The sequence below is a fragment of the Sedimentibacter sp. B4 genome (genome assembly GCF_000309315.1).
Lineage (GTDB): Bacteria > Bacillota > Clostridia > Tissierellales > Sedimentibacteraceae > Sedimentibacter > Sedimentibacter saalensis.
The window spans coordinates 63,302-76,979 of sequence record NZ_CANG01000955.1; the positions used below are offsets into that span (position 1 = coordinate 63,302).

13 protein-coding genes are annotated in these 13,678 nt (G+C 35.3%); 3 read left to right on the top strand and 10 right to left on the bottom strand.

Annotated features, from left to right (window positions below; genetic code table 11):
- Nucleotides 1-65 precede the first annotated feature (65 nt).
- The 3 genes from BN358_RS18225 to ygiD all read left to right on the top strand — a co-directional run bounded on the left by BN358_RS18225 (nucleotide 66) and on the right by ygiD (nucleotide 4,168).
- Entirely contained in the window at nucleotides 66-1,565 is a 1,500-nt protein-coding gene (locus BN358_RS18225; protein WP_019229954.1) for an NAD(P)/FAD-dependent oxidoreductase, read from the top strand.
- A 218-nt stretch (nucleotides 1,566-1,783) separates the two neighbouring features.
- The gene (locus BN358_RS18230) at nucleotides 1,784-3,190 is read left to right on the top strand and encodes a sorbosone dehydrogenase family protein (protein ID WP_019229955.1); all 1,407 of its coding nucleotides are present in this window, start codon (nucleotides 1,784-1,786) and stop codon (nucleotides 3,188-3,190) included.
- A gap of 210 nt (nucleotides 3,191-3,400) precedes the next feature.
- Nucleotides 3,401-4,168: a 4,5-DOPA dioxygenase extradiol gene (gene ygiD / locus BN358_RS18235; protein ID WP_019229956.1), complete on the top strand. Its 768-nt coding sequence runs from the start codon at nucleotides 3,401-3,403 to the stop codon at nucleotides 4,166-4,168.
- A 42-nt stretch (nucleotides 4,169-4,210) separates the two neighbouring features.
- Here ygiD and BN358_RS18240 read toward each other — a convergent pair whose 3' ends face one another.
- The 10 genes from BN358_RS18240 to BN358_RS18280 all read right to left on the bottom strand — a co-directional run bounded on the left by BN358_RS18240 (nucleotide 4,211) and on the right by BN358_RS18280 (nucleotide 13,292).
- Complete coding sequence (locus tag BN358_RS18240; RefSeq protein WP_019229957.1) at nucleotides 4,211-4,585, bottom strand: MmcQ/YjbR family DNA-binding protein; 375 nt, start codon at nucleotides 4,583-4,585, stop codon at nucleotides 4,211-4,213.
- 145 nt (nucleotides 4,586-4,730) lie between these two features.
- On the bottom strand, nucleotides 4,731-5,237 hold the full coding sequence (locus BN358_RS18245; RefSeq protein ID WP_019229958.1) for a DUF2812 domain-containing protein: 507 nt from the start codon (nucleotides 5,235-5,237) through the stop codon (nucleotides 4,731-4,733).
- Nucleotides 5,237-5,566 carry a PadR family transcriptional regulator gene (locus BN358_RS18250; RefSeq protein WP_019229959.1) on the bottom strand — a complete coding sequence of 110 codons (330 nt, stop codon included), beginning with the start codon at nucleotides 5,564-5,566 and terminating at the stop codon, nucleotides 5,237-5,239. The genes BN358_RS18245 and BN358_RS18250 overlap by 1 nt, the downstream gene beginning before the upstream one ends.
- Before the next feature lie 242 nt (nucleotides 5,567-5,808).
- Nucleotides 5,809-6,228, bottom strand: a complete 420-nt coding sequence (locus BN358_RS18255; RefSeq protein ID WP_019229960.1) for a UV-damage repair protein — start codon at nucleotides 6,226-6,228, stop codon at nucleotides 5,809-5,811.
- The gene (locus BN358_RS18260; RefSeq protein ID WP_019229961.1) at nucleotides 6,225-7,748 is read right to left on the bottom strand and encodes a DNA methylase; all 1,524 of its coding nucleotides are present in this window, start codon (nucleotides 7,746-7,748) and stop codon (nucleotides 6,225-6,227) included. Before BN358_RS18260 ends, BN358_RS18255 begins: the two co-directional genes overlap by 4 nt.
- A 58-nt stretch (nucleotides 7,749-7,806) precedes the next feature.
- On the bottom strand, nucleotides 7,807-8,268 hold the full coding sequence (locus tag BN358_RS18265; protein WP_019229962.1) for a GNAT family N-acetyltransferase: 462 nt from the start codon (nucleotides 8,266-8,268) through the stop codon (nucleotides 7,807-7,809).
- 69 nt (nucleotides 8,269-8,337) lie between these two features.
- Nucleotides 8,338-8,478: a hypothetical protein gene (locus BN358_RS25745; protein ID WP_019229963.1), complete on the bottom strand. Its 141-nt coding sequence runs from the start codon at nucleotides 8,476-8,478 to the stop codon at nucleotides 8,338-8,340.
- A gap of 47 nt (nucleotides 8,479-8,525) precedes the next feature.
- Nucleotides 8,526-9,527: a Fic family protein gene (locus BN358_RS18270; RefSeq protein ID WP_019229964.1), complete on the bottom strand. Its 1,002-nt coding sequence runs from the start codon at nucleotides 9,525-9,527 to the stop codon at nucleotides 8,526-8,528.
- A 604-nt stretch (nucleotides 9,528-10,131) separates the two neighbouring features.
- Nucleotides 10,132-10,527, bottom strand: coding sequence for a hypothetical protein (locus BN358_RS18275; protein ID WP_019229965.1), 396 nt, complete (start codon nucleotides 10,525-10,527; stop codon nucleotides 10,132-10,134).
- Entirely contained in the window at nucleotides 10,524-13,292 is a 2,769-nt protein-coding gene (locus BN358_RS18280) for a hypothetical protein (RefSeq protein WP_019229966.1), read from the bottom strand. The genes BN358_RS18275 and BN358_RS18280 overlap by 4 nt, the downstream gene beginning before the upstream one ends.
- Between the last annotated feature and the right edge of the window lie 386 nt (nucleotides 13,293-13,678).

The window sequence follows — 13,678 nt, forward strand, 5'->3', positions numbered from 1 at the left end:
AGATGTTAATATTGTAATTTTTGCAAATACTAAGAAGATAGATAGTATAGTTTAAGGAGATTTTTATGAGTAAAAAAGCAATTATTATAGGTGCCGGAATTGGTGGCCTGTCTTCAGCTTTAAGACTTTTACATAATGGATATGAGGTAGAGATTTATGAAAAAGAAAATTCAATTGGTGGAAGAGTCAATATTATAGAAACAGAAAACTTCACTTTTGATTTAACAGCTTCAATCTTAATGATGCCTGATGTTTATAAGGAGCTTTTTTCATATGTTAATAAAAATTATGAAGATTATCTTGAGTTTATAGAAATTGATCCTATTTACAGAGTTTTTTCGGGTGGTGGGCATTTTATAGACTTCAATACAAGTATCTCTAAACTAACTAAAAATCTAGAAGCCATATCAAAGGATGACTCTCTAGGTTATTTTAAATTTATATCTGATGTTTATGAAAAATATTTAATCGCAAATAAATATTTTCTGGAAAAATCACAAGATACTCCAAAGGATTTCTTTAATTTAACAACTCTATCTAAAGCATTTAAAATACATACACTTTCAACCTCTTATGATTTCATCTCAGATTATATTAAAAATGAAAATATTCGGGAATACCTTGCCTTTCAATCTATGTATGTAGGTATATCTCCTTATGAAGGTCCTAATATCTACACACTTATACCCGTAGTATCTCAATTATATGGATTGTGGCACTTAAAGGGCGGAATGTATTCATTTGTTAATGCTATTTCTCAATTAATTGTTGAATTTGGAGGCATCATAAATACAGGAGCAACCGTTGAAGAAATAATATTTTTAAATGATAGAGCCATTGGAATAAGAACATCCCAAGCTATAGAAAAAGCAGATATCATCGTATGCAATGCAGATTTTCCGTATGCTATGAAAAATCTAATTAAGGACGAACATTACAAGAACGATTATACCGATAACAAACTCTCTGAGTTAAAATACTCTTGTTCTACTTTTATAATTTATTTAGGACTCAGAAAAAAATACCCTCAATTAACAGTTCATAATATATACTTGGGTGAAAATTTCAAAAATAATATAGAATCAGCCTTTGAAGGTAATTTACCTGAAAGCCCTACTCTTTATATTTACTGTCCCAGTAGAATTGATGACAGTATGGCCAAAAATGAAGGCGAATGTTTAAACATTATGCTGAGAGTACCTAATCTGTTTTTCAATAAAATAACCTGGGATGATGTTACAATTAATAAATTATCAAATAAAATAATTATGGAATTGAAGAAAATAAAAGGGTTAGAGGATATAGAAGAGAATATTGTATATAAAAATCATCTTACTCCTCTTGATATGGAGCGTAGATTTAATGCTTATGGAGGCACGGCCTTTGGACTTAGCACTACATTGACTCAAACAAATTATTTTAGACCACATTTTAAATCAGATAAAGCTAATAACTTATTCTTTGTAGGTAACTCATTGCATCCTGGACCTGGAGTATCCTTAGTTTTAAACTCAAGTAAATTAGTAACTGAGGAAATATTAATAGAATCCCAAAACAAGGACTAGTCAATGTATAAGCAATGGGCACGTGATTATTATGAACTGTGGACGATTTTCCTGACCAATTCACACTCTGCAAATATTTTTAATAAACCATTTGTCTTGCCGAATTGCCACCGAGAGCCGTCTCCTATGTCTCATAAAGGTCTCCTGTCTTGTTTTTTTATAGTACATCGAATGATTCCAAACATATACTAATAAAAAAGCAAAAAGGAGTGTAATCATTGAAAAAAGTAAATGTTAGACTGCGCCCCATAGTGAATAACATAAACTTGCCAACCGTCATTAAAACAGCCATTCTTCCGGGAGACTCAATGGAAAGTTTGTTTATTGCAACACAGGTGGGTGAAATTTTTTATGTAAGAAATGAAAATATAAGGTTATTTTTAGATATTCGCCAGAGAATAATAGAGCTGGGTGCTAATGGTGGGTATGATGAAAGAGGGCTCTTGGGCTTAGCGTTCCATCCTGATTTTTATAACAATGGCCTTTTTTATCTCCATTATACAATAGCCGGAAGCCAAGGTCTTGGAGCTCTGCCTGGTTCTTTCCTGCCAAACCCATGTAACCCCAATACCCTAAACCAAAAATGGAATAACAGAGAAACAAACTATGATCATATTGATACAGTTGAGGAATGGATTTTACTGCCAAACGGTCAAACTCATAGAAGACGTTCGTTGCTTAACTTAAGAAGACCTTTTATGAATCATAATGGTGTCAACAGCTTAAACTTTTCGCCGGAAACAAAAAAACTAATATTGACAACCGGAGATGGAGGTTCTGGTTATGATCCGTTTAATTTAAGTCAGGATATAATGGAAGTTGCAGGCAAAGTAATTGAAATCGATGTAGCTATGAGTACTTTTGTGGATATCCCAGAAGTAACGCGATTTGATGAACTTCCTGAATCTATTTATAGAGCTCTTTCTGTAATTGCCAAAGGTGTTCGAAATATTCCCGGCATTTCATTTCAAAGATATTACAATCAATACATCAAATATGTGGGAAATGTTGGTCAGGACTTGGTAGAATCAATTTTTTCATTTGTTTATTATACTCCAATACCGGTCACTGAAATAATTCAAGCTTCATCACAAAATCGTGAGTTTAATCAGGAAGCTCTCGTAAACCTAGGCTGGAGGGGCTGGGAGGGTAATTTGCCGACTACCATTATACGAGGTTGTTCAGCAAACTCTTCTTTAGCTCAGGAAACTATTGCTTATTTCAATGAAGCAATAAGCACTTCAGCTGGTCGTATACATCCTCTGACTTGTTATTATCACATAGATTCACGGCCTGATAAATTTAGCGGCTCAGCGCTAACAGGTGTTCAACCATATATGGGAAGTGAAATTCCCGATTTATCAGGATGCGTTATTTTTACTGATTTCTCATCAGAAGAATCTCCGCCACCAGAAAGAGGAGTCTTAGCCTACACTAAAGTAAGGCCAGATTGCAAAGAAAATGATTACGGTATTATTGAACCAGATTATAATTTTGGCAATCAATCATCATTTTATGTCAGCCTGGGTACTAATCTCAATCAATCAAGACTATATTTAGGCGTCTATGGTTCTTCAAATGTAACCGATTATAATAAAGGCACCATTTTTGAAATTGTTGAATAATGCGATAAAATTCTGGCGACATTCCTCAGAATTTATTGATAGTTGAAAGGATAACACCTTTTTAAATATTCGTACACAAAGCTTGCTAAAAATAAATATATAAAAGAATATATTACATTTTGCAATACAATTAGTACATTAAAAAATGTTTTCAATAAGTATTTTATGGGTATTATTTATTTATCAAATGTATTGGAAGGTAGATAAAGTATGAAAAATATGCCTGTATTATTTATTGGTCATGGTTCGCCCATGAATGCAATTGAAGATAACAAATTTGTTCGTGAATGGCAGTCGCTTACAGAAAGATTACACAACCCTAAAGCAATATTATCTGTTTCAGCTCACTGGTATACAAATGGGACTAAAATTATGGATGAGGAATATCCAGAGACAATATACGATATGTATGGTTTTCCGGATGCTCTTTATAAAATTATATACGCTGCCAAAGGCTCTCCTGAACTTTCTAACAACATTATTAAAATATTATCTCGTCCAGTGGAAATAGATAATTCATGGGGCTATGACCACGGAACATGGTCAGTATTACACAGAATATACCCAAAAGCAGATATTCCGTTGATTCAGCTTAGTGTCGACCGTAACGCTTCCATGCAAGAGCATTATAATATTGGTCAACAATTAGCCAGACTCAGACAAGAAGGTGTCCTGATATTTGGAAGTGGAAATGTTACACATAACCTAAGTAGAATTAACTGGCAAATGGATGGAGGATATGATTGGGCTGAGGAATTTGATAATTATATTATAAAAAATATTAAAGACAAAAATTATGATAATGTGGTTGATTATAGAAAGATAGGTAAATCTGCAGATTATGCTGTACCCATTTCCGACCATTTTGCTCCGCTTTTATATGTATTAGGAGCATTAGACGGAAATGAAAAACTAAGCGTCTTTAATGACGAAGGTATTATGGGCTCCATGTCTATGACAAGCTTTTTATTCGAATAGTTCAAAAAATATCCTGCGTGAATAATCGCAGGATATTTTACCCTAATTTACTTTATCACTACACATTATTTCCATCTGTTTTTTCTTACTAAAACCTAAAAACACTAATTGATAGGATTTATCCAAAAGATCCTTTAGCAAATCATCTGGTACTTCTCCATCTGGCTTAATGGAATTCCAGTGTACTTTATTCATATAATATCCCGGAATTATGTCCTTAAATTGACTTCTTAAAAAGTCTCCTTCTGCTGGTTCCAATTTTAAAGTAATATAATAAGGTTCATTATTTTCGTCCAAACAAACAGCAGCAAACATCTTCCCGCCAATCTGATAACGAATCCAATTCCAATCCTTTTGAAGATCCTTAGTAACACCTTTTTTACTTACTAAAAATTCATCAACCCACGTATATCTCATATATTTTCCTCACTTATACTTTTTTTCATACGAGCCAACGGGGATAGTTCTCACTGTACGTTCACACTCAACAAAATTCTTTTTTAGCAATTTGCCTTGCTGGATATACACTAGGAACCGTCCCCTATGGCATCCTATGGTTTCATCATTCATAGAGTTGTCTATCTTTTATCATAGCTTCCTTTTTGCCATGAATTCTGCCAAGACCATACATAAGCAATGTTGCACACAATAAATTGATAGAACCTGCATGTGTCGGATTAAATGTATTTATGACTCCAATAATCAGGTTTGCAATCCCAGCTATTTCAATTGTTCTTCCAATTCTATTCAGATGGGTAATTCGTGAATCTATGTCTGAAAAAATATCGAACGAACCATCTTCAGTTTTTTTGCAAAAGTAAACCCACTGCACTACGCGACCAATGTATACAGCACCTGTTTCTTTCATAAAATTAATGTATGCATCATCTACTCCATGCATTTCCAGGCGAATAATGTACTCACCGGGTTCACACTTTTCAAATGTAAATCTGCAAAAGCTCACTTCGCAAAGAACCCAACCGTTCATCGCCATTTCGTTAAGCCATTGCTCTTCTTTTTCAAAATCCCATGCCCAAATCCATTTATGGATAGTCTTCTTTTCTTTCATCACTTTTCCCCCCCAAGAATTAAATCTCCATTATAAACAAGTTCTCTCAGACGTTCAATCTCACTCTTTAAAATCGACACTCCGCGTCCCGTTATCTTATATTCTTTCTTTCTGCTTCCTTCTTCGACCGGAAGAAGAGTTATCCATCCTTTTTCACACATGGTATTTAGCGCACCATATAATGTTCCTGCGGCTAGTCTGATTCGTCCTTTTGATAATTCCTCTGCCTGCTGCATTATTCCGTATCCATGTTGCGGTTTATACAGCGATAACAATATATAATAAGTTGTTTCAGTCAACGCTAGATTTTCATTCATGTTCTTATACATCCTCTCGTCACCCGTTATATCGTCTGTCGTTATATCGTAAATATATTATATCGTCACACGATATATTTGTCAACTCTAAAATACAAATAAAAAGTGGTTTAGTTTATTGTTGACAATCCAGATTTCCATTTAAACTTTCCATCGATAATGCCTACTTAAAAATAATAAAATAGATGGCTCTGATTACCGAAAAATTCAGTAATCATAACCATCTATCCAAAATTCATGCTAACCCGATATCCTCACATGGTTTCAAATATCTGCCCATCAATGCTGGCTATTTCATCAATGGAGACCCTTGTGCCATCGGTCATAACAACAACCCGTTCATATTCATCTATCTTTTTAGCCCTGCCGCTAACAGTAACATAGGCGCCGCCGTTCTTCTTTTCATCTGGCTGAAAGTAGGTAATTGCTATTTTTGGATGCTCTTTAAGCTGATCTGCTATGATTTGAAGCCTGATGCTCAAAACGTCCTTCATGTATTCGTCCAATTCCACTCTCTCCCCAGTCAATCTTGCGGTTTCTTTGATGGCGTCACCATATCCGGTCAGTGCGGCAAAAGGAGAAAACTGAGCTGCCCGGTCAATAGCCGACATATGAGGGCGTGTTGCTGAGACATGGTGCGGTAGATTCATGATGTCGTCATATGATTTTTTCATGCCTTATGACCTCCAATTTGCTCATTTCTTTCCACTGTGGTTGCGCCTTCCTCCAGATTCATACACTTTAGGATGGCATTTTTTCCATATTTCTTTTTTATTTGTAGTATTGCTTTCTGCATCTTTTTTTCACGAGCAAGCTCGGCTTCTTCATATGCTTTATTCGCCTGTTCAGCCTCATAGTCTGTAAAAAGATCAAGCTGTTCATTGTTATCTGTCTTTTGAACAGCTGCCTCGTCAACAACATGATTTGCAGTAATGTTGACTCTCCTGATTAAAAGGTTTTTATCAACGATGCGCTCAAACAGCTCTGTGACGGCATCCAAAATTAGCTTTGAAGAGGAGGTCTGCCTGCCAAGATTTGCCGAACCATGGGCAGATTTCGGAACAACACGTCCGTAGTAGTCGGTTGTAATCGTCCCCTTATATGATTTCTCTTTCACAGGGTTTGATAGATTTTCAATGTCATATCCAACAGTCAAAACAAGCTGATCGGTCACAAGCTTCTTATCTACTAAATCAAGTACAAGTAAATCAGTCATTTCTCTCACAATCAACTTCGCTTTATCAAATGTATAGGCAGAGTGCAGCACCTGCCCTGATCCAATACTGTTTGTGCTTGGCTTATATGCCTTAATATGTGCAATGGTGCATGGTTCCCAACCCCATGCATGGTCAATAAGCAGCTCAGCGTTGATGCCAAACAGCTTATACAGTAAATCCTCGTTGTAATAATCATTTGGCTTCCCAAGAGAACATCTTGCAATATCTCCCATGGTAAAGAGCCCTTGTTCTTCCAACTTCTTTGCATACCCCCTGCCTACGCGCCAAAAATCTGTTAAAGGCTGGTGTGACCACAGCAAGCGACGGTAGCTCATTTCGTCCAATTCAGCAATCTTCACGCCTTTTTCATTGGCTGGAATGTGTTTTGCTCTAATATCCATAGCAACCTTGCAAAGATACAAGTTTGTTCCAATTCCTGCTGTTGCTGTAATACCCGTCGTTTCAAGAACATCAAGAATTATTTTTGTGGCAAGCTCATGGGCAGAAAGATTGTATGTGTTCAAATAATCAGTGGCATCAATGAATACTTCGTCGATAGAGTATACATGGATATCTTCGGGGGCAATGTATTTCAAGTAAATATTGTAAATTTGCGTGCTGTACTCTATATAAAGGGCCATCCTCGGCGTAGCAGCAATGTAGTCCAACGCCATATCAGGTGAGGATTTCAATTCAGCATCGTTGAAGGATGCTCCTGTAAAAGTTCTCCCTGGTGCTTTGCGCCGACGTTCTGAATTAACTTCCTTGACCTTCTGCACCACTTCAAACAGCCTCGCCCTGCCTGGAATGCCGTACGCTTTGAGAGAGGGAGAGACAGCAAGACAGATGGTTTTTTCAGTGCGGCTTGCATCAGCTACAACCAGGTTTGTGGTCAAAGGATTAAGCTCTCGTTCCATACACTCAACCGAAGCATAAAAGGATTTTAAATCGATTGCGATATATGTTCTGTTCTTCATTTTATTCTCTGTCCGCCTCCTTCAAAAATTATCTGCCGTCAATTGAATTTCCCATTTACTACCACAATTCTTTCAACATTCTAAATTCCTTGTAGATAGTATCCCCAAATTTATATTCAAACGAATACTTTTTATTAAATCCATATTTTTCATACAACTTAATAGCTACTTGATTATCTATTTCTACGCTTGTATATAAACTTTCATCTGGAAATTTATTGTTAAAAAAATTTAAAAACTCTTCTAACGCTTTTGAGCCAAATCCCTTGCCTTGATGCTTTATATCAATCATAAATCTTGAAAATGACCATCCAGATAGTTCTTCATCGTAATCATATAATAAAAATCCTACCATTTCATCACCATTATATATTGCTAATGGATATAATTCATCTTCATAAAAAGCTTGTACCAATGAAAATGCATTACTTGCAACATAGTTAGTTTGATGCTCTCCTACCTTTAAAGACACACAAGTGTTATAATTAAATTTATCTATTTCTCTAAAATTAATATCCATGTAGTACCCCTTCATATTTCTATTTATGCTTTGTCACAAATCATTCGTATATATTTGTTAAATCTATTTCTATATCAGCTCTGGATCATCACCATTTACCATACCATCGAATATCATAAGTACTTCTTCTGTTTCTGTGCTGTAATAATATTCCGTTTCAGGATTGGTAAAACTCATTGCTTCGAGTACATCTTGTAATTTTACTTTCATATCTGCTAATCCTTTCTTTAGGTTACCATAAAAGTATCGTATATTTATTATTTTACTTTATCCTTCACCTTTTTATACTTCTGCTTACTGCTATTAGGCTTATCTGGTATCGTCATTTCAATATAACCTAGTTCCAAAGCTGGCAACAAGTAATTATCTCTAAATGTTGGTCTATGCTTTAATCCCAATAATTCCATAAGCTCCTTGGTTGAACATTCTTTATCACCGATAACCTCTAATAATCTTTCAACTTGTTCGGTAACTTGTTCCATGACTTGTTCGATGTCATCAATTTCACATAATGCATCATAAATGGCTTTTAACAGAAACTCTATGAATTTTCCTGAATCAGCACTATGGTCACATTCACCTAGCACTTTGTAATATTCTTCTTGCCTTTCCCTGATTAATGTTTCTATTGGAAGCCAGCCAAACAGCGATTTCCATTTATATAGCAATAGTGTCTGCCACATTCGTCCCATTCTACCATTGCCATCTACAAATGGATGAATAAATTCAAATTCATAATGGAACACACAGCTTTTTATAAGCGGATGAACTTCTGCCTTCTTTGCCCAATCAACTAATTCTTTTATCAGCTGTGGAACCTGATTTGCAGGAGGTGCCATATGCACTAACTGTTTTCCGGCAAATACGCCTACACCACCACTTCGAAATGTTCCTGCTTCTTTTGTTAATTCATTCATTAGAACTTTATGGGTTAGTAACATATCCTTAACTGAATACGGATTCATTTCTAAAAGCTTGCTATATGCTTCAAAGGCATTCTTTACCTCACATATCTCATCTGGTGCTCCCAGAATCCTTTTCCCATTTATAATATCGGTTACCTGATCCAAAGATAAGGAATTATTTTCAATTGCTAAAGAAGCATGAATTGTTCGAATACGATTATCCCTTCTAAGTCTTGGGTTGTTGCTCATATTATCATTTATCGTAATTTGGGTTATTATTTCAGTAATAGCAGAAATTAAATTTACCATCTTATCTGTTATTGTATATGGTGGAACATAACCTTTTTCGATCATATTTTTCCTCGCTTTGTGCTATAATTTGCACCTATATGATTTAACATTATTATTTTATCACTTGTACATTATTATACCGTACAAGTTTTAATAATACCACTACTTTTTGTTTTATTTTATAAGTTTATTTTAATTCGTGATTGTAAATATATTTTTGCTGCAGAATATAATATGCACCCTTTAACAAGTATTATGTGCTTTGCGCCTTCATGAAACCTAACAAAAAATCATTGTAAAATAATTAGAATCAAACTAGAATCACACATAAAAATAACGCTACACACCTTAATTTTACAAGGTCGTAGCGTTTATTCATGTTATTCCTACTCAATGATTATTTAATTTTCATTAATTTCTTTCATTGATTTTACTGTCTTTCATGTTTCTAATATCTTTATTTTCATCAAAAAAATCAGGCTTCAAAAATTATATGTACGAATTGTGTACGCCTAATTTCTTATATCAATTGCTATTTCAGATAATGACTTGAGTGCGTAAAAAAGATGTCGTATTCCCCTGGTAACCACTTGCGTTACAGTTCAAGCGAATTGCATCAAATAAAACTTTCAATAGTGCGTTCCACTCTTGAAGGTTCGACACAATTTTAGTTCCAACCATTTATAATTTCCACTAAAGCATTAAGAGACTTTTCATCCATTGGCAAGTCGATATCTGTGATTATCCAATGTCCGTTGGAGTACACTCCTATACGATCCATTAGAACATGATGATTCCCACTGCTCGGGTCTTTATCTGGAGGCTGCAAAGATACTAAAAATTCTCTACCATCTTTTGTTATTTCAATCCATTTCCAGTTAGTTAAATCAAAAGGCTTAATTAACTGACCGCCGGATATATATTTCTTCACACCTTTTCCGGCCAAACCCCGCTTTTTAACCTTATACCCACATTTTTCTAAGTAGTCAACAATCTTTAGTCTTTCACCTTCACGACTTTCTGTATATACCTGTTTGATTAGTTCAAAAAGTTTTTCATTCATATACCTATAGACTCCGTGATTTCATTGGCGAGTTTTTTTACGAAGTAGTGATTGTTTGTACGTCCATTTTGCAAAATATGTTGTCCTATATCGGTCTTGATATAGTCCATTTTTGAAACCTTTCGCAAGATTAGTACCTTCATATTGCTATCCGCATTTACCATTAAATATGATAACCGTATCAGAGCAGCAGTTGCATAGCTTCTTGCGTGTAGAAGCTCTATAAGTGCGACAATAGCATAATACAAGGCATCTGAATGTTTATCCTCGCTAACTGACAATACAAAGTTTAGGATAATACCTAATATGCCGTTATCTACCATATCAATATCTGCATCAGACAAATAATTGCCGAGATACCTTAGCGCTCTTATAAAATCACGCTCTGAATAACTGGACATCGTGGCAAAACCTATAGCTACTTCTTCGAACGATGTGCAACCCAAGCTTATCTTGAGCAAAAGATAGCAATATCGTACTACATTTGGACCGCTTCCTCCAAAAAAAGAGTCGAATCGAGCATTTGTGATTTCTGCTTCGTGCGCTGTTATCAGTTCAGAAAATTGTTCCCATGCTCCGTGAGCAGGATATGTATTCCTAAGGTAAATTGCGAGTAAAATGGCACCTTCCTTTGCATCACTCTGATTATTTTCATTGAGTATTGTGTCCTGAATCAGGGTAACCATTTCACTAATTTCATCAGCTTCAAGCCAAATGCTCTCAGCTTTTAGAATACTCCTGATAATATCACAGGGATTATATGTATATGACGAATAATATACACCGGATTCATTTGGCGTAATTCTCTGCCTCGCTTCATTGATATATTTGTCTAAATGAACCTGGGGGTTGTTATCTAATCCGATTTCAAGATCATAAACGCCATTGTAGAAAGCAGGAATTTTTTCTTTTACAGCACTATCCAAAGCAGATGTATCTATAGTTGCTATCTTTCGGTATGCAATTATTGCGTTATTAAGCTGGGTATTGTTTGCCAAGTTTTCCATTGCCAAAAGGGTAACCAGCTGTTCCATGACCCTTGTTTGAATTTCCTCCGTGCATTTTGCATAATCAATGTGTTTAAGAACCTTTAAAGTCTCATCACAGAATCTCCAGATGCATTTAATAAAAAAGGTTAAAGCCAATTCCAGTAGATGCATATTATCGGAACGTCCTATAATAGAAAATGCGGTTCGAAGGATAAAATACCCTGTAGAAACAATTCTCGAGTCGGCATCCTCACACCACGCATTGGATTGAGCAAAGAAAATATCCTCTTGCTTTTTATACTGTTCATCGCTCATGTAATACCCAAAATGTTCAAGAAGCAAGCAGACTGATTCAAATTGTTTATGCTTAAACGGTACGGTCTCGATACTTTCAATAATAACTTCGATATCATCTAATGTTACGGCATCCACGCTATTACGATACGCTTTGACGACTTTACTTAATGATTTTTCGTCTTGCTCAAGAATGTACATCCTTGCCAGTTCACGAAAAAGCCTTACATCTTTGCAATCAACATACTTTGTGAATAGAACCTCGGCGTACCTATTACACGTTATCCGAATATTAGTTAATGAACCAAATCGCACTGCAATATTAAAACATGAAGCAATATCATCGAAAGCACCATTCATAATTCCCATGCGGTTAGTATAAGGGGATTCTGTAAGCATTTCAAAATGTTCTTTAAGTAATTTTGATTTTTGGTTTACTGCGAACCTATCCAGCAGAGGGTAATACACCATTTCTGCACTTTGATTTAAAATCTCTTGTCCCTCTGAACTAAACTGCATTTGATTTTTTGTTTGATCTAACATATCGCTGATATTTCGCATATCAATCGCAATATCATTAACCAGCCATTCTGGTACGCTTGCATTGCCTTTTATAAGTTTATATGCTTCGCATATCTTTGTTAGGCAGACATTGAGATTTCCAGAAAAAAATTCGGCGATTGCATCAAATCTTATTCGGAGCACATCCGCAATATCATTAATTACTGCTGGTTCAGATAATACCGCATCCTTAAGCTGTGTAAAAATATCAATATTAAAAGTCTTACGCCCTATTACCATACGTAAGAAATCAGCACATAGATTGTCGCATGAAGTAGACGAATCATTTTCATGCGGAAATAGCTTCTCTCCATAAGGATTCAACACTCTCACTAAGATATTTTTTGAAGAGTACCGTGCAAATACATTTTTATTTAATGTGATTAATGAACCTGCTTGTAAAATATGCGCTTCCGCTGTAGGTTGAACATCCGATGTGATGTCTGTGCCTGAATCCAAGTTACCAGCTCTTTTCCGATACCAATCTAATAAATCTTGTATGGCACGTTCGTAAGCCACCTTTGGAATTTCAGCGAATTCATGTATTGTTCGATAAATGGTTTCACCGGATTGTCGGAGTTCACTATGCAATGGGATATCATCTTTAATTCGTTCGTCGCAGAAAAAGTACAGCCGGTGTATTCCAGTGTTGATTGCCTGTTTATGTTCCTTATAGACTGCATCTGACACGCCATCGGCATTATCAATTAGAAAGATACAAAGGTCTGATCGAGAAACTTCACTTAGATAGGCACCCTGAGTATTTTGGCTGCTGGCTTCTTGCTCAAAAGCGTATACAGAAGCAACAAGACCCGTTTCCATTAGTAAGGTTTTAAGTGCATGGCGTATAGGCTTATACCGTTCATCGATTTTTGAGCTGATAAATATAGTAAGCTTTCGTTCAATATCTTTACCGAGCATATTAGACATCTCCTTCTGGTTGACTGTTGATTAAGATGGGTATAAATTAACCTCAAACTTTCCACAATTATTATAGTTTTGAATACTGTATTCCGAATTTAGCCTAAATCCTTTATCAATGACCCTACTAATGACGTATTGCTAGAGGTCTTTGATAATGATCTTATAAGCATTTTTTTCATTATACTACAATTTCTACTTTATGGAAACGATTATTTGTAAAAATGACCAGTGTTGAAAAAATTCTAGCGCATAAATATACTTATATATTTTTTGTGTTACCCGATTTAATAACCTAATTATTATAAATAAAATCTGAATTTTGCGACAATTAAATAAGCAATCACATTATATACATGCACTTAAACCAAAAGCTATACCTTTTC

Coding starts and splice junctions, on each gene's coding strand:
- BN358_RS18265 (WP_019229962.1), bottom strand. CDS start 8,268: ATGGATATTAATTTTAGAGAAATAGATAAATTTAATTATAACACTTGT.
- BN358_RS25745 (WP_019229963.1), bottom strand. CDS start 8,478: ATGAAAGTAAAATTACAAGATGTACTCGAAGCAATGAGTTTTACCAAT.
- BN358_RS18275 (WP_019229965.1), bottom strand. CDS start 10,527: ATGAATGAAAAACTTTTTGAACTAATCAAACAGGTATATACAGAAAGT.
- ygiD (WP_019229956.1), top strand. CDS start 3,401: ATGAAAAATATGCCTGTATTATTTATTGGTCATGGTTCGCCCATGAAT.
- BN358_RS18245 (WP_019229958.1), bottom strand. CDS start 5,237: ATGAAAGAAAAGAAGACTATCCATAAATGGATTTGGGCATGGGATTTT.
- BN358_RS18225 (WP_019229954.1), top strand. CDS start 66: ATGAGTAAAAAAGCAATTATTATAGGTGCCGGAATTGGTGGCCTGTCT.
- BN358_RS18280 (WP_019229966.1), bottom strand. CDS start 13,292: ATGCTCGGTAAAGATATTGAACGAAAGCTTACTATATTTATCAGCTCA.
- BN358_RS18255 (WP_019229960.1), bottom strand. CDS start 6,228: ATGAAAAAATCATATGACGACATCATGAATCTACCGCACCATGTCTCA.
- BN358_RS18250 (WP_019229959.1), bottom strand. CDS start 5,566: ATGTATAAGAACATGAATGAAAATCTAGCGTTGACTGAAACAACTTAT.
- BN358_RS18240 (WP_019229957.1), bottom strand. CDS start 4,585: ATGAGATATACGTGGGTTGATGAATTTTTAGTAAGTAAAAAAGGTGTT.
- BN358_RS18270 (WP_019229964.1), bottom strand. CDS start 9,527: ATGATCGAAAAAGGTTATGTTCCACCATATACAATAACAGATAAGATG.
- BN358_RS18260 (WP_019229961.1), bottom strand. CDS start 7,748: ATGAAGAACAGAACATATATCGCAATCGATTTAAAATCCTTTTATGCT.